Annotated in this window: 5 protein-coding genes; 1 reads left to right on the forward strand and 4 read right to left on the reverse strand. The window is 73.7% G+C overall.

The window, feature by feature from the left end:
* Window positions 1-12: 12 nt before the first annotated feature.
* The 3 genes from AC07FV_RS26075 to AC07FV_RS26085 all read right to left on the reverse strand — a co-directional run bounded on the left by AC07FV_RS26075 (window position 13) and on the right by AC07FV_RS26085 (window position 11,411).
* The gene (locus tag AC07FV_RS26075; RefSeq protein ID WP_479089660.1) at window positions 13-9,468 is read right to left on the reverse strand and encodes a type I polyketide synthase; all 9,456 of its coding nucleotides are present in this window, start codon (window positions 9,466-9,468) and stop codon (window positions 13-15) included.
* A gap of 731 nt (window positions 9,469-10,199) precedes the next feature.
* Entirely contained in the window at window positions 10,200-10,586 is a 387-nt protein-coding gene (locus AC07FV_RS26080; RefSeq protein ID WP_479089661.1) for a hypothetical protein, read from the reverse strand.
* Between the two features lie 90 nt (window positions 10,587-10,676).
* Window positions 10,677-11,411, reverse strand: coding sequence for a translation initiation factor IF-2 (locus tag AC07FV_RS26085; RefSeq protein WP_479089662.1), 735 nt, complete (start codon window positions 11,409-11,411; stop codon window positions 10,677-10,679).
* A gap of 359 nt (window positions 11,412-11,770) precedes the next feature.
* Here AC07FV_RS26085 and AC07FV_RS26090 point away from each other — a divergent pair, with 359 nt between their 5' ends.
* Window positions 11,771-12,118 carry a DUF1330 domain-containing protein gene (locus AC07FV_RS26090; protein ID WP_479089705.1) on the forward strand — a complete coding sequence of 116 codons (348 nt, stop codon included), beginning with the start codon at window positions 11,771-11,773 and terminating at the stop codon, window positions 12,116-12,118.
* Between the two features lie 46 nt (window positions 12,119-12,164).
* Here the strand turns inward: AC07FV_RS26090 and AC07FV_RS26095 are convergent, their stop codons facing one another.
* Window positions 12,165-22,865 (reverse strand): SDR family NAD(P)-dependent oxidoreductase, encoded by a 10,701-nt coding sequence (locus AC07FV_RS26095; RefSeq protein ID WP_479089663.1) that lies wholly within the window; start codon window positions 22,863-22,865, stop codon window positions 12,165-12,167.
* Window position 22,866 lies beyond the last annotated feature (1 nt).

The raw sequence follows: 22,866 nt of genomic DNA on the forward strand, positions 1-22,866 counted from the left end.
GAGCGGCGGCGGTCACTTGAGTCCCAGATCCCTCTCGACCAGATCGAACAGTTCGTCGTCCGTGGCGTCTCCGAGCCGGTCGGCCAGGGCGGCGCTCTCGGTGGAGGCCGTACCGGTCCCGCTCCGTGCCGTGGCGAGCAGCGACTCCAGTCGCATCACGATCCGGACCCGGTCGAGGTCGTCGCCGGAGCGGCGGGCGAGCGCCGCTTCGAGCCGGTCGAGGTCGTCCGCCGACGGCAGGTCGTCGACGGTGTCCTCGGGCATCAGCAGGCCCAGCAGGTGCTCCGCCAGCGCGACGGGGGTCGGCTGGTCGAAGACGAGCGTGGCCGGCAGGGTCAGGCCGCTCGCGGAGGCCAGCCCGTCCCGCAGTGCCACGGCGGTCAGCGAGTCGGCGCCGAGGTCGCGGAAGGTGCGTTCCGGCTCGATGTCCTCGGCTCGCGCGTGGCCGAGCGCGACGGCGGCGTGGGTGCGGACCAGTTCCAACGCCGCGCGTTCGCGCTCCACCGGCGACAGCCCGGCCAGCCGGGCGCGGAACCCGTCCTGCACCGTGTCGGCAGCGGCCGTGGCCGCGGCGGGCTTCAGGGCGCGTACCTCGGGCAGTTCGGCCAGCAGCGGGCTGGGGCGCAGCGCGGTGAAGGAGGGTGCGAACCGCTCCCAGTCGACCTGCGCGGCGGCGGTGGACGGTTCGCGGGCGTCGAGTGCCTGACGCAGGGCGACCAGGGCGGGGCCGGGCTGGAGGAGTGAGATGCCGCGGCGCAGCATGGGTTGCACGGCGGCCTGGTCGACCATGCCGCCGCCGTCCCACGGCCCCCAGGCGACGGAGAGGACGGGGGCGCCTTCCCGGCTGCGCCGGTGGGCGAGCGCGTCGAGGTAGGCGTTGCCGGCCGCGTAGCCCCCGTGCTGTCCGACGCCCCACATCGCGGCGATGGAGGAGAAGTGGACGACGGCGTCCAGTCGCGTGGGGTCGAGCAGTTCGTCGAGGTGACGGGCGCCGGCGATCTTGCCGCCGACCAGGTGGGCGAGGTCCGCGACGCCGGTGTCGGCGAGCGGGGCCAGCACGCCCATGCCCGCGGTGTGCATGACGGTCCGGACGGTGACGCCGTCGGCGGCCAGCGCGTCGAGCACCCGGCTGACGTCGCCGCGGTCCTCCAGATCGCAGGCGACGACGGTGACACGGGCGCCGAGGGCGGTGAGTTCCGCGGTGAGGTCGCCGGCACCCGGGGCGTCGGGGCCGCGCCGGCTCAGCAGGACGAGGTGTTCGGCGCCCTCGGTGGCCAGCCAGCGGGCGACGTGGCCGCCGATGGCACCGGTGCCGCCGGTGATCAGTACCGTGCCGTCCGGTGTCCATCCCGTACCGGGTCGCGAGGGGACGGGGTCGGCGTGGCGCAGCCGTCGTCCGAGGGCGGCCGCGGCCCGGACCGCCACCTGGTCCTCGCCGTCGGTGCGGGTCAGGGTCGCCGCGAGGCGGGCGGCCGGGCCCGGGTCGTCGCCGAGGCCGTCGGCGGGCAGGTCGACCAGACCGCCCCAGTGGCGGGGGTGTTCCAGCGCCGCCACCCGGCCCAGGCCCCACACGGCGGCCTGGGCCGGGCTGGTCGGTGCCTCGTCCTCGCCCGCGCCGACGGCGCCCGCGGTGACGGTCCACAGCGGGCCGGGGTCGACGTCGAGCGCGGCGTGCAGCAGGCAGAGGGTGCCGGCCAGGCCGGCGGTGAGCACCGGGTGGTCCGGGTGCGGCGTCTCGTCCAGGGCGAGCAGGGAGACCACACCGCGGAGTTGCTCGCCGGGGACGACGTAGTCGCGGAGCAGGTCCGCGAACTCCTCCGCGTCGGTGTGGGAGGGGTCGACGAGGAGCAGGTCGACATCGCCCTGCCGTTCGGTGATCGCCGCGCGGCAGGCGTCGACCGTCGCGTCGGCGTCGTCCGTGGCCACCAGGAGCCACCGTCCCGCGCAGGATGCCGTGGACGGCTCCTCCAGGGGCTGCCAGTCGATCCGGTACCGCCAGGAGCCGACGGTCTCGTACGCGCGGGCCTCGCTGTGCCAGGCCGACAGGGCCGGCAGCAGGGGTTCCAGCGCCGCCGGGTCGAGGCCCGCGGTGGCGGCCAGGGAGTCGACGTCGCCGTCGTCGACGGCCGCCCAGAAGCGGGACTCCGCCGGTGAGGCGGTTGGCGCCGGTGCCGCGGTCGCGTCGGGCGCCGGGGGGTCGGGCCAGTAGCGGGTGCGCTGGAAGGGGTAGGTGGGCAGCTCGACCCGGTCCCCCGCGCCCGTCACCGCCGGCCAGTCGACCTCCGCGCCCCGTACGTGAGCCCGGGCCACCCCGCGCAGCAGCGTCTCGGCCTCGCGGTGGCCCGAGCGCAGCGCGGGGGCGGCCACCAGGCCGTCGACCTGCTCCTGGGCCAGGGCGGAGAGCACCCCGGCGGGGCCCAGCTCCAGCGCCGTCCGCACCCCGGTCAGCCGGTCTAGGGCGTCGGCGAAGCGGACCGGCTCGCGCACCTGGCCCACCCAGTACTCGGGGGTGGCCAGGTCACCCGGGGCGGTGGTGAGGACCGGGATCTGCGGGGCGTGGTACGTCAACGACTGCGCGACGGCCGCGAAGTCGACCAGCATCGGCTCCATCAGGCGGGAGTGGAAGGCGTGCGAGACGGCCAGGCGCTTGACCCGTATCTCCTGTGCCCGCAGCCGCTCCTCCAGCTCCGCGACCGCTGCCGCCTCACCCGACACCGTCACCGATGTGGGCCCGTTGACCGCCGCCAGGTCCACCCCGTCGGGCAGCTCCAGGTCCTCCTCGGCCACCTCCACGGCCAGCATCGCCCCACCCTCGGGCAACGCGTCCATCAACCGCCCCCGCGCCGAGACCAGAGCGCAGGCGTCGTCCAGCGACAACACCCCCGCCACATGCGCGGCGGCCAGCTCGCCGATGGAATGCCCGACCAGCACATCCGGGACCACACCCCAGGACTCCAGCAGCCGGAACAGCGCCACCTCCAGCGCGAACAGCCCCGCCTGCGCATAGACGGTCCGCTCCAGCAGCCCGGCATCCTCGCCGAACACCACCTCACGCAACGGACGTTCGAGGTCAACCCGCGCACACACCGCGTCGAAAGCATCCGCGAACACCGGAACCGCCTCGTACAGCTCCCGGCCCATCCCCGGCCGCTGCGAACCCTGACCCGAGAACAGCAGCACCAGGCGGCCGGAGTCGGCGAGGTCGCGGACGGTCAGGTGGCCGGCGTCGGCGAGGTCGGCGAGATCGGTGAGCAAGGCCTCCCGGTCGTGTCCCAGGGCGACGGCGCGGTGTTCCAGGTGGGCCCGGCCGTCCGCCAGGGAGACCGCCACGTCGACCGGGTGGAGAGCGTCGTCCCGCGTGACCCGCTCGGCCAGTCGGACGGCCTGCTCCCGCAGCGCCTGCGGAGTGCGGGCCGAGAGCACCCACGGGACCAGCGGCGGGGCCGCCCGGCGCACGGGGCTCGCGGAGCCGGTCGGAGCGGGAGCGTGTTCCAGCACCACGTGTGCGTTGGTGCCGCTGATGCCGAAGGCGGACACCCCCGCGCGGCGGGGACGGTCCAGCTCCGGCCACGGACGGGCCTCGGTGAGCAGTTCGACCGCGCCCGTCGTCCAGTCCACCTCGGGGGTGGGCTCGGTGACGTGCAGGGTACGGGGCAGCACACCGTGCCGCAGCGCCATGACCGTCTTGATGATGCCGCCGACCCCGGCCGCCGCCTGGGCGTGTCCGATGTTGGACTTCAACGAGCCCAGCCACAGGGGGCGTTCGGGGTCGCGCTCCTGTCCGTAGACGTTGAGCAGTGCCTGCGCCTCGATCGGATCGCCCAGCTTCGTGCCGGTGCCGTGCGCCTCCACGAGGTCCACCTCGTGCGGCCCGAGGCCGGCCGTCGCCAGCGCCGCCCGTATCACCCGCTGCTGGGAAGGGCCGTTCGGCGCCGTCAACCCGTTGGAGGCGCCGTCGGAGTTCACCGCGGAGCCGCGCACCACCGCCAGCACCTCGTGCCCGTTGCGCCGCGCCTCGGAGAGCCGCTCCACCAGCAGCAGCCCCACCCCCTCGCCCCAGCCGGTGCCGTCCGCGTCGGCGGAGAACGCCCGGCAGCGGCCGTCGGAGGCCAGGCCGTCCTGCCGGGCGAACTCGGAGAAGACGCCGGGGCTGGTCATCACCGCGACGCCGCCGACGACGGCCATCGTGCACTCGCCGTCGCGCAGCGACCGCGCGGCGAGGTGCAGCGCCACCAGGGACGACGAGCAGGCGGTGTCCACGGTCAGCGTCGGGCCCTCCAGCCCGAAGACGTAGGCCAACCGGCCGGACAGGACGCTGCCCGACATTCCGGTGAGCCAGTGTCCTTCGGAGCCGGGGACGGTGACGCCCACTCCGTACCCGGACGGTGAGGCACCGATGAAGACCCCGGTGGGCGTCGAGCGCACGGTGTGCGGTCCCAGACCGGAGCGCTCGAACAGCTCCCAGGAGGTCTCGAGCAGCAGCCGCTGCTGCGGGTCCATCGCCATGGCCTCGCGCGGCGAGATGCCGAACAGGCCGGCGTCGAAGGAGGTGGCGTCGTGTACGAAGCCTCCTACGCGGGTGTAGGAGGTGCCGGGTCCCGTGTCGTCGTCGGTGGGCCACCCGCGGTCGGACGGGAAACCCCCGACCGCGTCGACGCCCTCGGTGACCAGCCGCCACAGGTCCTCGGGCGAGGAGGCGCCCCCCGGGTACCGGCATGCCATGCCGACGATCGCCAGGGGCTCGTCGGACGCCTCGGCCGTCGTGACGGTCTCGCGGTCCTCGCCGCTGACCAGCGAGAGCACGTGGCGGGAGACGTCCGAGGGGGTCGGATGGTCGAAGACCAGCGTCGTGGGCAGACGCAGGTCGAGAGCGCCGGCCACCCGGTTGCGGACGGTGACGGCGGTGAGGGAGTCCACGCCGAGGTCCTTGAACGGACGGTCGGCGTCGACCGGTTCGGCGTAACCGAGGACCGCCGCCGTCTCCCGGCGGACCAGGTCCAGGACGGTACGGGCCCACTCCGACTCCGGCAGCCCGGCCAGCAGGCTCCGCACGGCCGAGGCCCGGTCCTCGGCGGCCGGCCCTCCGGTCAGGGCCTCGGTGGCCTCGGGGAGGGCCGAGAGCAGCGGGCTGGGCCTGCGGCTGGTGAAGGCGGGGGTGAAGCGCGCCCAGTCGACGTCCGCGACGACCACGCAGGTGTCGCCGGCGTCGATGGCGTTCTCCAGGGCGGTGACGCACAGCCCCGGCGGCATGGGGCGCAGACCCCGGCGCCTCAGGTACTCGTCGGCACCGTCCCGGGCGGCCATGCCGATCTCGGCCCAGGAGCCCCAGGCCACGGCGGTGCCGGTCCGGCCGACCGCCCTGCGGGCCGCGACGAGGGCGTCGAGGTGGGCGTTGGCGGCGGCGTAGGCGGCCTGGCCCCCGCTCCCCCACACTCCGCCGATGGAGGAGAACAGCACGAACAGTTCGGCGTCGGGCAGGAGCGCGTCGAGGTGCTCGGCGCCGACGGCCTTGGCCCGCAGACCCTCGGCCAGGACGGGTACGGAGGTGGAGTCCAGCGGTTGGGCCGGATCGGTTCCGGCCGCGTGCACGACTCCGGTGACCGGGTGCTCGGCGAGCAGGGCGGCCAGGGCGTCCCGGTCGGTGGCGTCGCACACGAGGGCGACCGCCGTGGCTCCCAGGTCGGCGAGTTCGGCGACCAGTTCGGCGGCGCCGGGCGCGCCGGGGCCCCTCCTGCTGGTCAGTACCAGTTTCCGGGTGCCCCGGCGGGCGAGCATACGGGCAGTCTCGGCGCCCAGCGCGCCGGTGCCACCGGTGATCAGCACCGCCTCGGGTGCCGCCTTCCCGGGCGGGGCGTCGGCGGCCGGCGCGTGGAGCAGGCGGCGCGCGTAGACGCCTTCGGCCCGTACGGCGACCTGGTCCTCCTCGGCGGCGAGCACGGAGGCGAGTCGGGCGATCGCCCGGGGCTCGGGGTCGACCGGGAGGTCGATCAGTCCGCCCCACCGCTCGGGGTGCTCCAGCGCGGCCACCCGGCCCAGCCCCCAGAGGCGGGCGGTGGCGGGGTTTACGATCCGGTCGGCGCGGTGCGTGGCGACGGCGCCGGTCGTGACGCACCACAGCGGGGCGGTGACCTCGGCGTCGGCCAGTGCCTGGACGGTCGTGAGGGTCGCGCCGAGGCCGACGGACACCGCCCCGTCCTCGGGATGGGCCCGATGGTCGTCGGCGAGGAGCGACAGGACTCCGGTGACCGGTTCCGGTTCCGCCCCCTCCGCTCCTCCGGCTGCCTCGCGCAGGAGTTCGCTGAGCCCCCACCGGTCGAGGGCGTCGTCGGGGACCGTGACGTCGATCGGTTCCGCACCCGCCTCCAGCAGCGCCCGGGCGCAGCGTTCGGCGTGGTCGGTGTCCACGCCCTTGGTGTGCAGCAGGAGCCAGCGCCCGTCGAGGGTGCCGGCCCGGGGGGTGTCGAGGGGTTGCCAGGCTTCGCGGTAGCGCCAGGAGTTCACGGTGGAGTGTTCGGCCCGGTCCCGACGCCATACGGCCAGCGCGGGCAGGACGGACTCCAGGCCGTCATGTGCGTCCAGGCGCAGGGTGCCGGACACCTGCTCGTAGTCGAGCCGGTCGACGGCTTCCCAGAAGTCCGCCTCGACGGGGTCGGCGTCCGTGGCGCCGCTCGCGGCGGTCGCCGCCTCGGGCGGGTCGGTCATCCAGTAGTGGGCGCGCTGGAAGGCGTAGGTCGGCAGGTCGACGGGGTCGGCCTGCGGAAGTACGTGCGTCCAGTCGACGGGGGCGCCGTGCACATGGGCCTCGGCCAGCGCGGTCACCCAACGCCGCACACCCCCCTCACCACGCCGCAACGTCCCCAGCACCACCCCCGCACCACCGGCCGCCTCGATGCTCTCCTGCACCCCCACAGCCAGCACCGGATGCGGACTGACCTCAACGAACAGCGTGCGCCCCTCAGCCAGCAGCGCACGCGTGACCTCCTCGAACCGCACCGTATTGCGCAGATTGCCGTACCAGTACTCCGCGTCCAGTCCGGCGGTGTCCATCCGCTCACCGGTGACCGTCGAGTGGAACGGCACCACGGAGGAAACAGGAGTGACCGGGGCCAAGTCCTCCAGCAGCCGCCCGTGGATCTGTTCCACCTGCGCACAGTGCGAGGCGTAGTCCACGGGGACCCGCCGCGCCCTGATCCCCTCCGCCTCGCAGTGCGCCAGCAACTCCTCCACCGCGCCCGCCTCACCGGACACCACCGTGGAACCGGGCCCGTTGACCGCCGCCACCGACAACCCCGGCCACCGTGCCGCCAGCTTCTCCGCCTCCAGGACCGGCACCGCCAGGGACACCATCCCGCCCCGCCCCGCCAACTCCCCGGCGATCGCACGCGCCCGCAGCGCCACCACGCGCGCCCCGTCCTCCAACGACAGACCCCCGGCAACCACCGCCGCCGCGATCTCCCCCTGGGAATGCCCCACCACCGCCGCCGGCACGACCCCGACCGAAGCCCACAGCTTCGCCAGCGACACCATCACCGCCCACAGGACCGGCTGGACCACCTCCACCCGCTCCAGCCCGGCACCCTCACCCCGCACCACCTCCCGCAGCGAGAAATCGGTGAACGGCTCGAGCGCCCTCGCGCACTCCGCCATCGCCTCGGCGAACACCGGCTCCCGCTCCCACAACTCCGCAGCCATACCCGCCCACTGCGACCCCTGCCCCGGAAACACGAACACCGGAGACACCCGCGAACGCGCCACACCCCGCACCACACCCGGATGCGCCACACCCCCCGCCAACGCCCCCAACCCACCCACACGATCCGGCCCCACCACCACCGCACGGTGCTCCAACACCGCCCGGGAGACCGCCAGGGTGCGGGCGACACCAGCCGGGTCGAGGTCGCCGGCGACCTCGGCCAGCCGTTCGGCCTGGCCCCGCAACGCCTCAGGGGACCGGGCGGAGAGGATCCAGGGCAGCGCCGTGGTGTCGAAGACGCGCGGCGCGGGCTCGTCGGTGCCGTCGGCCTTGTGCTCGGCCTCTTCCTCGGCCCTCCTCTCGCCCTCGTCGCCGGCCGGTGCGGCCGTGGCGTCGGCGCCCTCCAGGACGAGGTGGGCGTTGGTTCCGCTGATGCTGAATGAGGAGACGCCCGCACGGCGGGGCCGCTCGGGGTCCTGCGGCCAGGATGCGGGGTCGGTCAGCAGCCGGACGTGGCCCTCGGACCAGTCGACGTGCGGGGTGGGTTCGGTGACGTGGAGGGTGGGCGGCAGCTCCCCGGCCCGCAGGGCCATCACCATCTTGATGAGGCCGGCGACACCGGACGCGGCCTGGGCGTGCCCGATGTTGGACTTGATCGAGCCCAGCCACAAGGGCCGGTCGGCGGGCCGGTCCTGGCCGTAGGCGTTCAGCAGCGCCCGTGCCTCGATCGGGTCGCCCAGGGTGGTGCCGGTGCCGTGCGCCTCCACCACGTCGATGTCGGCGGCGGCGAGCCGGGCGTTCTCCAGCGCGGCGCGGATGACGCGTTCCTGCGAGGGGCCGTTCGGGGCGCTCAGGCCGTTGGACGCGCCGTCCTGGTTGACCGCGGAGCCTCTGATCACGGCGAGCACCCGGTCGCCGCGGCGGCGGGCGTCCGACAGGCGGCGCAGCACGAGGACGCCGGCGCCCTCGGACCAGCCGGTGCCGTCGGCGTCGGCGGAGAACGGCTTGCAGCGGCCGTCGGCCGCGAGGCCTCGTTGCCTGCTGAACTCGGTGAAGATGCCCGGGCTGGTCATGACGGTGACGCCGCCCGCGAGCGCGGTGTCGCACTCGCCGTTGCGCAGCGCCTGCACGGCGAGGTGGGTGGCGACCAGCGAGGACGAACAGGCGGTGTCCACGGTGACCGCGAGCCCTTCGAGGCCCAGGGCGTAGGCGACGCGGCCGGAGACGACGCTGGGCGCGCTGCCGGTGAGCAGGTGGCCCTCGACGCCCTGCGGGAGGGTGCGCAGACCGGTGCCGTAGGCGGAGGACGAGGAACCGATGAAGACGCCGGTGCGGGATCCGCGCAGGGACAGCGGGTCGATGCCCGCGCGTTCCAGGGCTTCCCAGGAGGTCTCCAGCATCAGCCGCTGCTGGGGGTCCATCGCGAGCGCCTCGTGGGGGGAGATGCCGAACAGGTCGGCGTCGAACTCGGCCGCGTCGTGGAGGAATCCGCCCTCCCGCACGTACGTCGTGCCGGCGGCCTCGGGGTCGTCGTCGTGGACGGCGGTGTCCCAGCCCCGGTCGAGGGGGAAGCCGGAGATCCCGTCACGGCCCTCGGAGACCAGGTGCCAGAGGTCTTCCGGGGAGTGCACACCGCCGGGGTAGCGGCAGCCCATGCCGACGACCGCCACGGGTTCGCTCCCGCGCGCCTCGACCTCCCGCAGTTGGCGCCGGGTCTGCCGCAGGTCCGCGGTGAGCCGCCTGAGGTAGTCGAGATACTTCTGATTGTCGGCCACGCGATGCCACCTTCTCCGGACCGGCAGTTCATTTTTTTCGCGCCGGGAATTTCGCACAGCTCACACGGGCCGCGTGATGTGAAGTGTCGTGGGTTACCGAATGAATTCGGGTCCCTGGAAAACCGCCCCGATACCGCCGGCAAAAACCCTCACCGAGGCTACGAACGACTCCAAGTCGCGGACAACCCCTAGCCCACCCCTAGGGGACGTCCGGACGATCAAGGATTTCGCCAGGGTGACGCGGCGGAGTGACCTGATGAGCGCTGGGGAGAGGGGCCGTGCGGAGGTGGCCGTGCTCGTGCAGCGATTGATCACGGAGGCGGGCTCAGAACGCCCCGCCCCATGCCCGCGCAACGCTCCCTGCACGGGTCGGTCAGTTGACCGCCCGGAGGAACTCCCGGATCGCCTCGCGACCCCGACCGGCCGCTTCGGACCGCATGGCAAGTGGGAAACCGCATGGCAAGTGGGAAGTCGTATCGCGGCAGCCGGTGTTTCCCGCTTTCCGATGCGGGGTGCGGTTTCCCGCATGTCCTCGCCGTAGGTGGTGCGGTAGCCGGGGGCGACGATCAGGCTCACGGGAGACTCCTCGTGGACCAGCGCGACGAAGGCGTCCAGGTCCCTCGCGGGCCGTGGCGCGGGGGCCGGCTCAGGGGCTTCCTCGAAGTCGTCCCGATGGACGGGTACGACGACGTCGGGTTCCTCCTCGGCTCAGATCGGGTTCCGCTGCCGTTTCAGCTGCGGTGGCGGGAGCCCGTACCCGCAAGACCCGTGCACAGAAGAACGTATGCGGCCAGAGCCAGGGTCGGTATCTGCCCGCCCGTCCGGTCGATGTCGTCGATGAAGTACCCCGAGACCCCTACCCAGGCCAGCCCACCGGTGACCATCAGCACTGTGTTGCCGACTTCCCCCATCACCCTCATGCCGGTCCACAGCATCAGGGGCATGAGAGCCCAGGAGGCGGCCGTCGTGACCAGGAACTCGAAGGCCCCGGAGAACACCGTGTCGTCTGCGGACGCGCTGTTGCGGGCCCACGTGTAGCCGGAAGACATGAGGGTGTGACCGGCCGCGGTGGCGGCGGTGACGGTCAGGGCCCCTTTGGCATGTCGTGCGTAGCGCATGGCGGAGATCCTCGTTCTTCCTCGGCTGTGGGCCGGGCGCCTGAACAGGAGTCAAGGTTCCGGTGGACTTCGGCGCGGCGGAGCGTCCGCTCAGTGCGGCGGTGGCAGCGGGTGCAGGGCGTTGCCGACTGTGCAGCCGCCCTCTCCGGGCATCCGCTGGATCCGGGGCGGCATCCACACCTCTGTGGTGCCGGGTTCCACGCGGGCCAGGAGGCAGTCCTGCGGGTCGAAGTGGTTGCCTTCGACCGACAGCATCACGCCGACCCGGCCCCCTTCCGCTTTCACCTCGGTGCGTATCGCGGGGTCCAGGTCGAGGGCGGCGAGCGTACGGCGCAACCCGGCCTCGTCCACCCGGCCGCCCTCCGGCACCCGGGGAAGTGAGGCGCGGAGTTCCCTGAAAGGCAGCCGGGGTGGTGCGGGCGGCGGCGCGAAGGACAGTGGAGGGCCATCCGGGCAGTTCACTTCGCGGGGTGTCTCTCCCCACCGGGACCGGGGAGACACCCGTACGGCGAAGCAGCGCCGGACGACGATCTCCTGGACGTCGAACCACTCGTTGTACGCCGAGCCGGTCGTACGGACTGTCACGTCGACGCCGTCACCGTCGTGTGTCGAAGTACCCGTCACCCGCAGGACCTCCACACCGTCGATACCCGTGGCGGAGCGTCCTATCTCCTCCGCCGTGCGGGGGCGCTGACTGCGCAGCAGCTCGCCCGCCCTCGTGGCCACCTCCCGTGCGGCGTCCGTCGCCTCCTCCTCGGAGGACCGCATCGCGCCGCAGCCGGCAGTGAGCATCAACAGCAGGGCGAGCAGCAGTGGTCGGCGCATGGCCCCACCCTTCCGGCGCCGCACGCGGCGGGCATCCGCTCGCGTACTCAGACCGGTGCAGGTGATCATACTCAGCCGGTACGGCGATCAGCCGTGGACGTCTTCGCCCGCACTCGAAGCTCGCCGCCTCACGTCCGGCCGTTGACGCGGTGATCGACGCAGCGGCCCGGGTCGCGGTCGCCTTCCTTCGTCGCCGCGGCGACCGAGCCGGTCCTGTACGGGTTCGGGTGTCTCCCGGGTTTCCCGGCCACCGGACGTCGGTCACCAGAGGCTACGGTTCGCCTACTTGTCAGGTCATCGAACCCGGTGCGCCGGAGTGCCATGCTGTCGACGTGAGATCGACCGACCGGAAGGACACCATGCCCGCCTACGCCATCGCTCATCTGCAAGAGGCCGCTCCGCACCCGGACGTCGTCGAGTACGTCGAGCGCATCCCCGCCACCTTCGAGCCGTACGGTGGGCGCTTTCTTGTGCACGCCACCCAGCATGAGGTGAAAGAGGGCAGTTGGCCCGGGCATGTGGTGTTGATCGCCTTTCCCGGGATCGCCGAGGCACGGGCTTGGTGGGACTCACCCGCGTATCAGGAGATCGCACCCCTGCGCTCGAGGCACATCGAGGGCGACATCATCCTGGTGGAAGGCGTCCCGGACGGCTATGACCCGGTGGTCACCGCACATGTCATGCGAGAGGCCCTGCCTGCCGAGTAGGTGGAGCTTCAGAGGCCCGGGGCGATCCCGGCACCCGGTGGGTGGGTCACGGGCTCTCCAGCTCGTTGTCGATGAGCGCGAAGATGTTCTCCTCGGTGGCGGAATACAGATCGGCGTCCCGGGCCTCGTCGGCGGTGTCCGGGCCGTCGGGTCGATCCGCCCACCGGGCGAGCAGGGCGCTCATCCTGACCCGTAGCCGGGAGCGGTCGCTGTCGGACAAGTCGTCGGAGGCGGCCTCCAGTCGGTCCAGCCCGGCCATCATGGCCTCCGCCGGGTCGTGGTCGGGCGGCACCAGGTCGGCTCCGAGCCGCTCGGCGAGCGCGTCGGGCGTCGGGTAGTCGAACACGAGGGTGGCGGGCAGCCGGGTGCCGGTGGCCGCGCCGAGCCGGTTGCGCAGTTCGACGGCGGTGAGCGAGTCGAAACCGAGGTCCTTGAACGCCCGGTCCCGTTCGACGGCTTCCGCTCCGGCGAAGCCGAGCACGGTGGCCGCCTCCGACCTCACCCAGTCCAGAAGCACCTGGGCCCGTTCGGCGGGGGGCAGGGCCCGCAGCCGGTCGGCGAAGCCGGTCTCCCGGGCCGCGGTGGCGGCGGTGCGCCGGCGGCCCCGGACCAGACCGCGCAGCAGATGCGGCACGTCGGGGCGGCCGGCGAAGCCGGTGACGTCGACGGCACCCGGCACCACGGCGGGGTCGGGCCCGGTGAGAGCCTCGTCGAGCAGGGTCAGGCCTTCGTCGGCGGTGAGCACGGGCAGACCGGAGCGGGCGGCCCGCAGGCGGTCGCCGTCGGTGAGCACGCCGAGCATGCCCGCGCCGACGTCCCACGGGCCCCAGGCCAGGGACAGGGCCGGCAGCCCGCTGCCGTGGCGGTGGTGGGCCAGGGCGTCGAGGTAGGCGTTGGCCGCGGCGTACGACGCCTGGCCGGGGCTGCCCAGGGTGGCGGAGACGGACGAGAAGAGCACGAACTCCTCCACGTCGGGCAGGAGTTCGTGCAGCGCGCGGGCCGCGGTGATCTTGGGTGCCAGGACCGGGGCGACCCGTTCGGGTGTGAGGGCGGTGGCCACCCCGTCGTCGAGGACGCCCGCGAGGTGGAAGACGGAGCTGACGCGCCGCCCGTCCAGCACCGCGGCCAGGGCTTGGGGATCGGTGACGTCGCAGGCCACGATCTCGACCCGTGCTCCGGCCGCCTCGAGGTCCGACCTCAGCGTGTCCGCGCCCTCGGCGTCCGGGCCGCGGCGGCTGAGCAGCAGCAGCCGGTCCACCGCGCGCCGGTCCACGAGGTGCCGGGCGACCGACGCGCCCAGAGCGCCCGTGCCACCGGTGATCAGCGCCGTGCCGCCGGGCTCCACCGCACGCGGCAGGGACAGTACGACCTTGCCCACGTGCCGGGCCTGGCTCATGAAGCGAAACGCCTCCGGTGCCCGCCGTACGTCGAAGGTCCGCACCGGCGGCAGGCTGAGCACGCCCCGCGCGAACAGAGCCAGCACCTCGTCCAGCATCCGCCCGATCCGCTCGGGCCCCGCCTCGCTCAGGTCGAACGCACGGTACGTCCGGCCGGGCACCGAGTCCGGATCGCGTACGTCCGCCTTGCCCATCTCCACGAACCGTCCGCCCACGGTCAGCAGCCGGACCGAAGCGTCGACGAACTCACCCGCCAGGGCGTTCAGCACCACGTCCACCCCGCGACCGGCCGTACGCTCCGCGAAGACCTTCTCGAACCCCAGGTCACGCGAGGAGGCCAGGTGCTCCGCGTCCAGCCCGGTCGCGCCCCACTTGCCGGGCGAGGCCGTGCCGTACACCTCGGCTCCCACGTGCCGGGCGATCTGCACCGCCGCCATGCCGACCCCGCCCGCGGCCGCGTGGACCAGCACCGACTCCCCGGCCGACAGTCCTCCCACGTCGAGCAGGCCGTAGTACGCCGTCACGAACGCGATCGGAACCGCGGCGCCCTGGACGAAGGACCACCCCTGCGGAAGGGGAGCCGTCAGCCGCTCGTCCGCCACCGCCAACGGGCCCATCGCACCGCTGAAGAACCCCAGCACCCGGTCCCCCACGGCCAGCTTCGACACCCCGGGCCCGACCTCCACCACCACACCGGCGGCCTCGCCCCCCAGTTCCACCTCCCCGGGGTACATGCCCAGCACGTTCAGCACGTCCCGGAAGTTCATGCCCGCCGCTCGTACCGCCACCCGCACCTGTCCTGCTTCGAGCACGCTTTCAGCGTCGGGCGCGGCCACCAGCCCCACACCCTCGACGGCGCCCCGCGACACCACACCCACTCGCCACGGGCCCTCGGGGGCCCGCAGGGTGCGTTCGGCGAGCGAGGCCAGCCGGGCGGCGTACAACCGGCCGTCGCGGACTGCCAGTTCGGGTTCGTGCGCGCCGGGCGCGCCGAGCAGCGCGGTCCACGGGGCGGCGTCGACGTCGACCAGCTGCAGGCGGCCGGGGTGCTCCGACTGCACGCTGCGCAGCAGCCCGCGCACGGCGGCACCCGCCACGTCGGACAGGTCGTCACCCGCGTCGACGGCGACAGCGCCCCGGGTGAGCACCACGAGGGTGGCGTCGGTGTCCTCGCGGGCCAGGAACTCCTGGACGATGGCCAGCATCGCGGTCACCCGGGCCTCCGCGTCGTCGCCGTCGGCGGCGGCATCGTCGCGGCCGTCGGCGGCATCGTCGCGGCCGGCGTCCGGCGCGGAGGTGACGAGGAGCAGGTCGGCCGTGGCCGAGGCGAGGTCGGACGCCCGCGCGCAGTCGGCCCCCAGCTCCGAAAGCGCCTCGGCCGCGCCGTACGGGTCGGGGCCCAGGACCGCCCAGGTGCCGGGGGTGCGGGCCACGTCGGGGAGCGGAGTCCAGTCCACCCGGTGCAGTGGCCGCGACGGGGCGGCACCTGTCGCGGCGGCCTCGGCGAGGGGACGCAGCACCACGCGTCCGACGGAGACGACGGGCTGCCCGCCGGGGTCGACGGCCACCAGCTCCACCCCGTCGGCGCCGCGGGGGGAAACACGCACGCGGAGCCTGGTGGCGCCGGAGACGGTCAGTGCGATCCGGGACCAGGAGAACGGCAGTCCGGGGGGCCCGGCAGGGCCGTCGGACGCCTCCGTCCGCACGGCGAGCGAGTGGAGTGCGGCGTCGAGCAGTGCGGGGTGCACTCCGAAGCGTCCGGCGTCGGCGTGCGCCGTCTCGGGCAGCTCGACCTCGGCCCAGAGTTCGTCGCCCGCTCGCCACACCGCGCGCAGGCCCTGGAAGACGGGCCCGTAGTCCAGGCCGGCCGCGGCCAGCTCGGTGTAGAGGTCGTCGACCGGCACGGCCCGCGCGTCGGCCGGCGGCCAGGTCGGCTCCGGCACGGCCTCCGCGGTGCCGGTCGCCCGCAGCGTGCCGGAGGCGTTCCTGGTCCACGGCTGCCCGAACCAGCCGGTGTCGCCTGACATACGCGAGTGGACGGTGATCTCCCGTTCCCCCTCCTCGCCCGGGGCGCTCACGGTGACCTGGAGCTGGACGGACTCCTCGGCGGTCAGCACCAGCGGTGTGTGCAGGACGAGTTCGTCCACGACGTCGCAGTCCGTCTCGTCTCCGGCGCGCACCGCGAGATCGACGAACACCGTGCCGGGCACCACGATCCGGTCGTGCACACGGTGTTCCGCGAGCCACGGGTGCGTACGGAGGGAAAGGCGTCCGGTGAACAACAGGCCGCCGTCGTCGGCGAGATCCACACCGGCGGCGAGGATCGGATGCCCGGTCTCCCCCAGTCCGGCGGAGACCACGTCACCGGGGCGTGCCGACGCCGGAGCCGAGGGCCAGTAGCGCTCGCGGGCGAACGCGTAGGTGGGCAGCTCGATGCGCCGGCCACCGACGGGGGCGAGCAGGGCGGACCAGTCCACCGTGATACCCCGCACGTGCAGGGTCCCCAGGGCACGGAGGAGCGTTTCGGTCTCGTCGCGCCCACGTCGCAGTGCCGGTACGGCCACGGCCTGGTCCAGCAGCGCCGAGGCGGCCGCCGACAGCACTCCGTCCGGGCCCAGCTCCAGTGCCGTCCGCACCCCGGTGAGCCGGCCGAGCGCGTCGGCGAAGCGGACCGGCTCGCGCACCTGACCCACCCAGTACTCGGGGGTGGCCAGGTCACCCGGGGCGGTGGTGAGGACCGGGACCTGCGGGGCGTGGTACGTCAACGACCGCGCCACGGCCGCGAAGTCGACCAGCATCGGCTCCATCAGGCGGGAGTGGAAGGCATGCGAGACGGCCAGGCGCTTCACCCGCACACCTTGTGCCCGCAGCCGCTCCTCCAGATCGGTGACCGCCTCCGCCTCACCCGACACCGTCACCGACGTGGGCCCGTTGACCGCCGCCAGGTCCACCCCGTTGGGCAGCTCCAGATCCTCCTCGGCCACCTCCACGGCCAGCATCGCCCCACCCTCGGGCAACGCGTCCATCAACCGCCCCCGCGCCGACACCAGCACGCAGGCATCCTCCAGCGACAACACCCCCGCCACATGCGCCGCCGCCAGCTCACCGATGGAATGCCCGACCAGCACGTCCGGGACCACACCCCAGGACTCCAGCAGCCGGAACAGCGCCACCTCCAGCGCGAACAGCCCCGCCTGCGCATAGACCGTCCGCTCCAGCAGCCCGGCATCCTCGCCGAACACCACCTCACGCAACGGACGTTCGAGATCCACCCGCGCACACACCCCGTCGAAAGCATCCGCGAACACCGGAAACGCCCCGTACAGCTCCCGGCCCATCCCCGGCCGCTGCGACCCCTGGCCCGAGAACAGCAGCACCAGGGAGCCGTCCTCCTCGGCCCGTCCGACGACAGCGGCGCCGAGGTTGCGCAGGGCGGCGTCCGCGGTCTCGGTGTCGGCCGCCAGCACCACGGCCCGGTGCTCCAGGGCTCCCCTGGTCGTCGCCAGCGAGTGCGCCACGTCAGCGATCCTGTGCCCGCCCAGGGCCGCTCGCAGCTTTTCCGCCTGCGCCGGAAGCGCGGCCGCCGTACGGGCGGAGAGCAGGAGCGGGAGCAGCGAGGTGGTGTCACCTGGCGGGGCCGGTGTTGGCGCGGGCTCTCCCGCGGGCGCGGCCTCCAGCACCACGTGGGCGTTGGTGCCGCTGACACCGAACGAGGAGACGCCCGCCCGGCGGGGCCGGTCCGTCTCCGGCCAGGGACGGGCCTCGGTCAGCAGCTCCACCGCACCTGCCGACCAGTCCACCTGGGGCGTGGGCGCGTCGACGTGCAGCGTCCCCGGGAGTACGCCGCGGCGGAGCGCCTCCACCATCTTGATCACTCCGGCCACCCCGGCAGCGGCCTGGGTGTGCCCAATGTTCGATTTCAGTGAGCCCAGGTAGAGGGGTTCCGTACGCTCCTGGCCGTAGGTGGCCAGCAGCGCCTGCGCCTCGATCGGGTCGCCGAGCTTCGTGCCCGTACCGTGCGCCTCCACCGCGTCGACGTCGGAGTACCGCAGGTCCGCGTCGGCCAGCGCCCTGCGGATGACGCGTCGCTGGGCGGGGCCGTTGGGGGCGGTGAGCCCGTTGGAGGCACCGTCGGAGTTGACCGCGCTGCCGCGCACCACGGCCAGAACCCGGTGCCCGTTGCGCCGGGCGTCCGACAGCCGCTCCACCAGCAGCACACCGACGCCCTCGCCCCAGCCTGTGCCGTCGGCTGCGGCGGCGAACGCCTTGCAGCGACCGTCGGCCGCGAGCCCCAGCTGTCGGCTGAACTCCACGAAGGCGGTCGGTGTGGACATCACCGTGACGCCGCCCGCCAGCGCCATCGAGCACTCGCCGGCCCGCAGGGCGCGTACCGCCAGGTGCAGCGCCACCAGGGACGACGAGCATGCGGTGTCCACCGTGAGGGTGGGTCCCTCGAAACCGAGGGTGTAGGCGACGCGGCCGGAGAGCACGGCGGCCGCGTTGCCGGCGCCCTGGTGCCCCTCGCTGACGTCGGGGGCCCCGGCGAGCAGGATCGGGTAGTCCTGTCCGTTGGTGCCCGCGAACACGGCGGTGTCGCTGCCGCGCAGCGCGGTGGGGTCGACGCCGGCGTGCTCCAGGGCCTCCCAGGCGACCTGAAGCATCAGGCGCTGCTGCGGGTCGGTGGCGACCGCCTCGCGGGGTGAGATGCCGAAGAACGGGGCGTCGAACTCGGCGACGTCGCCGAGGAATCCGCCCTCACGGACGTACGAGGTACCCGGCGTGCCGTCGGGTTCGTAGAGACGTGCGGTGTCCCAGCCCCGGTCCTCGGGGAAGTCGGTGATGCCGTCGCGGCCCTCGGCGACCAACTGCCACAGCTCGTCCGGCGAGGTGACGCCTCCGGGGTAGCGGCAGGCCATACCGATGATGGCGACGGGCTCGTCGGCGGCGGCCGGGGCCGTCACGCCTCTGTCACCGTCCAGGTGCTGGATGAGGTCGTCGAGGTGTTCGGCCAGCGCGGCGGGGGTGGGGTGGTCGAAGACGACGGTGGCGGGCAGGCTGAAGCCGGTGACGTCGGCGAGGAGGTTGCGCAGCTCGACGGCGGTGAGCGAGTCGAATCCCAGGTCCCTGAAGGCCCTGCGGGGTTCGACGGCATCGGCGTCGTGGTGACCTAGGACGACGGCGGCACGGGCACGCACCGACTCGACCAGTTCACGCCGTCTCTCCTTGGCATCGAGCGCGGCGAGGCGGACCGCGAACGGGGAACCCGCCTCCGCGTCCGTCCTCCCGGCCGGCTCCTCTCCCCCGTCCTGCGGCAAGGTGCCGGGCAGCCCGTCGAAGAGCCGTTGCGGCCGCGCGGCGGTGAAGGCGGGCAGGAAGCGTGCCCATTCCACGTCGGCCACGACCACGGAGACGTCCCCGCCGTCCACCGCCGCGCCCAGAGCGTCGAGTGCCTTGGCCGGTTCCATGGTGCGCAGTCCGCGACGCCGCAGGTAGTCGGCGGTCTCCTCCGCGCCGGCCATGCCGCTGCCGTGCCATGGGCCCCACGCCACACAGGTGGCGGGCAGACCCCGGGCGGCGCGACGGGAGGCGAGGGCGTCCAGAGCGGCGTTGGCCGCCCCGTAGGCGGCCTGGCCGCCGCTGCCCCAGATGCCGGAGACCGATGAGAAGAGCACGAAGGCGTCGAGGTCCGCGTCCCGGAGCGCGTCGTCGAGGTGGAGGGCTCCGGTGACCTTGGCGGCCAGCACGGTGGCGATGTCGGCTTCGCTCGCGTCGTCGAGGGGGCCGAAGTCACCGCTTCCGGCGGCATGCACCACGGCGTTCGGCGGGTGCGCGGCCAGCAGCTCGTCGAGGGCCGCGCGGTCGCTGACGTCGCAGGCGGCGACCGTGACCTCGGTCCCCGCCGCGGTGAGTTCGGCGGCGAGGTCGGTCATGCCCGGGGCTTCGGCGCCGCGCCGGCCGGCCAGCACCAGGTGCGGGGCGCCGCGGTCCGCGAGCCACCGGGCGACATGGGCGCCGAGTGCGCCGGTGCCGCCGGTGATCAGGGTGGTGCCGCGCGGCCTCCAGGGCTCCGCCGGACGCACGGGAGCCGGAGTCAGTCTCCGGCCGAAGACTCCCTCGGCACGGAGGGCCACCTGGTCCTCGCCCGTACCGCCGAGCACGGCCGCCAGTCTGCGGGCGGCTTCCGCGTCAAGGTCTCGCGGAAGGTCGACGGCGCCGCCCCAGCGGTGCGGCTTCTCCAGCGCGGCTGCCCGGCCCATCGCCCACAGCTGTGCCGCCCCGGGGTCGGCGGCGGATTCCTCGGCACCGGTCGTGACCGCACCTCGGGTGAGTACCCACACCGGGGCGCCCTCTCCGCGCACCGCGTCGAGCAGTGCGGCCAGCCCGAGGGACAGCTCCGGATGGGCGGGGTGCGGCCGGGGGTCGTGCGGGAGGATCAGCCCGTCGACGTCCGGGGCGGGCGTGCGGCCTACGACGACGGTGGCGCCGTGAGCGCTCAGCGCTTCGGCGCACCAGGCGACCGGACCGTCCTCCGGTGCGTCGGGGTCTGCCAGTACCTGCCAGGTCCCCCGCAGTACCGGTCGCCCGGCTTCCGGCAGAGGGTGCCAGGTGACCGCGTACCGCCAATCCGCTGGGTCGGCGCCTTCGGAGGAAGGCGGTACCGCCCAGAAGTGCTCCCGCTGGAAGGCGTAGGTGGGGAGGTCCACGACGCGACCGCCCAGGCAGCCGAAGACGGCCCCCCACTCGCACCGCACTCCGGCGACGTGCGCCGCCCCGACCCCCGCGAGCAGGGCACTCACACCCTCACCGCCGGAACGCTGCAACGGAACGACGACCACCTCGGAGCGGTCGGCCAGACACAACCCCGCCTGCGCCGACAACACCCCGTCCGGACCGCACTCCACAAACCGGGTGACCCCGGTGCCGTACGCCTCACGCACCGCGTCCGCGAAACGCACCGGCTCCCGCACCTGACCCACCCAGTACTCCGGGGTGTCGATCGCACCCGGAGCGGTGGTGAGCACCGGTATCCGGGGGGCGTGGTAGGTCAACGCCTCGGTGACGGCCGCGAAATCGGCCAGCATCGGCTCCATCAGGCGGGAGTGGAAGGCGTGCGAGACCGCCAGCCGCTTCACCCGCACACCTTGTGCCCGCAGCCGCTCCTCCAGCCCCGCGACCGCATCCGCCGCACCCGACACCGTCACCGACGTGGGCCCGTTCACCGCCGCCAGGTCCACCCCGTCCGGCAGCTCCAGATCCTCCTCGGCCACCTCCACGGCCAGCATCGCCCCACCCTCGGGCAACGCGTCCATCAACCGCCCCCGCGCCGACACCAGCACGCAGGCGTCGTCCAGCGACAACACCCCCGCCACATGCGCGGCGGCCAGCTCACCGATCGAGTGCCCCACCAGCACGTCCGGGGCCACACCCCAGGACTCCACCAGCCGGAACAGCGCCACCTCCAGCGCGAACAACCCCGCCTGCGCATAGACCGTCCGCTCCAACAGCCCCGCGTCCTCGCCGAACACCACCTCACGCAACGGACGCTCGAGATGGACACCCGCACACACCGCGTCGAAAGCATCCGCGAACACCGGAAACGCCCCGTACAACTCCCGGCCCATCCCCAACCGCTGCGAACCCTGACCCGAGAACAGGAACCCCGTCCCGCCCGAACCCACCTCCCCCGTCACCACACCCACGCCCGGCACACCCTCAGCCACCGACTCCAACCCCGCCAGCAACTCCTCCCGCCCACCACCGACCACCACCGCACGGCACTCCAGCGCAGCCCGCGTCGTCGCCAGCGACAACCCCACATCCATCGCGGCCACCTCAGGCCGCGCCACGAGAAACCCACGCAACCGCCCGGCCTGAGCACGCAAAGACCGCTCGTCCCGCCCGGACAGCACCCACACCCCGACGGACGACGAAGAACCCGACCCCCCGCCGTCCGCCACCGCCCCCTCGGCCTCGACCCCCTCCAAGATCACGTGCGCGTTGGTACCGCTGACACCGAACGAGGACACCCCGGCCCGACGGGGTGCTCCGGAGTCGGGCCACGACCGGTTCTCGGTGAGCAGCTCGACGCTGCCCGAGGACCAGTCGACGTGCGGGCTGGGCGCGTCGACGTGGAGGGTCCTGGGGAGCACGCCGTGGCGCATCGCCTGCACCATCTTGATGACTCCGGCCACACCGGAAGCGGCCTGGGTGTGGCCGATGTTGGACTTCAGGGAGCCCAGGTACAGGGGTTCCGTACGCTCCTGGCCGTAGGTGCCCAGCAACGCCTGCGCCTCGATGGGATCACCCAGGGTCGTACCGGTGCCATGGGCCTCGACCGCGTCTATCTCCGCGGCGGAGAGCCGGGCGGCGGCCAGCGCGTCCAGGATGACGCGGCGCTGGGCGGGGCCGTTGGGGGCGGTGAGCCCGTTGGAGGCGCCGTCGGAGTTGACCGCGCTGCCGCGCACCACGGCCAGCACCCGGTGCCCGTTGCGCCGGGCGTCGGACAGCCGCTCCACCAGGAGCACCCCGACGCCCTCGCTCCAGCCGGTGCCGTCGGCTGCGGCCGCGAACGCCTTGCAGCGGCCGTCACGGGCCAGACCGCGCTGTCTGCTGAACTCGACGAAGGCGGCCGGCGTGGCCATGACGGTGACCCCGCCCGCCAGCGCCATGGTGCACTCGCCGGCCTGCAGGGCGCGTACGGCCAGGTGGAGCGCCACCAGGGACGAGGAGCAGGCCGTGTCCACCGTGACCGCCGGCCCCTCGAAGCCGAAACTGTACGCCACCCGGCCGCAGAGCACGCTGGTCGCGGTGCCGGTCAGCGCGTAGCCCGCCGCCTCCTCGGCGACGGGGACGCCGACGCCGTAGCCGGAGGTCCCGGCTCCGACGTACACGCCGACCGGACGGCCCTTGACCTCCCTCGGGTCGATGCCCGCCCGCTCGAACGCCTCCCAGGAGGCCTCCAGGAGCAGACGCTGCTGGGGGTCCATCGCGGCGGCCTCGCGGGGCGAGATGCTGAAGAAGGCCGCGTCGAAGCGTCCCGCGTCGTGGACGAAGCCGCCCTGGCGGGAGTACGAGGTGCCCTCACCCCGGGAGTGCGGGTCGTAGAGGGAGCGGAGGTCCCAGCCCCGGTCGGCGGGGAACTCGCTGACGCCGTCGCCTCCGGCGGAGACCAGGTCCCAGAGCGACTCGGGCGAGTCGACCCCGCCGGGCAGCCGGCACGCCATCCCGACGATGGCGATCGGCTCGTGCCCGGCGACGACCAGCTCCTGGTTGCGGGTCTTGAGCCGTTCGTTCTCCTTGATCAGGGTGCGCAGGGCTTCGACGTAACGTTCGTCGGCGGACGCCGCCATG

The sequence above is a fragment of the Streptomyces sp. NPDC045956 genome, assembly GCF_056430705.1.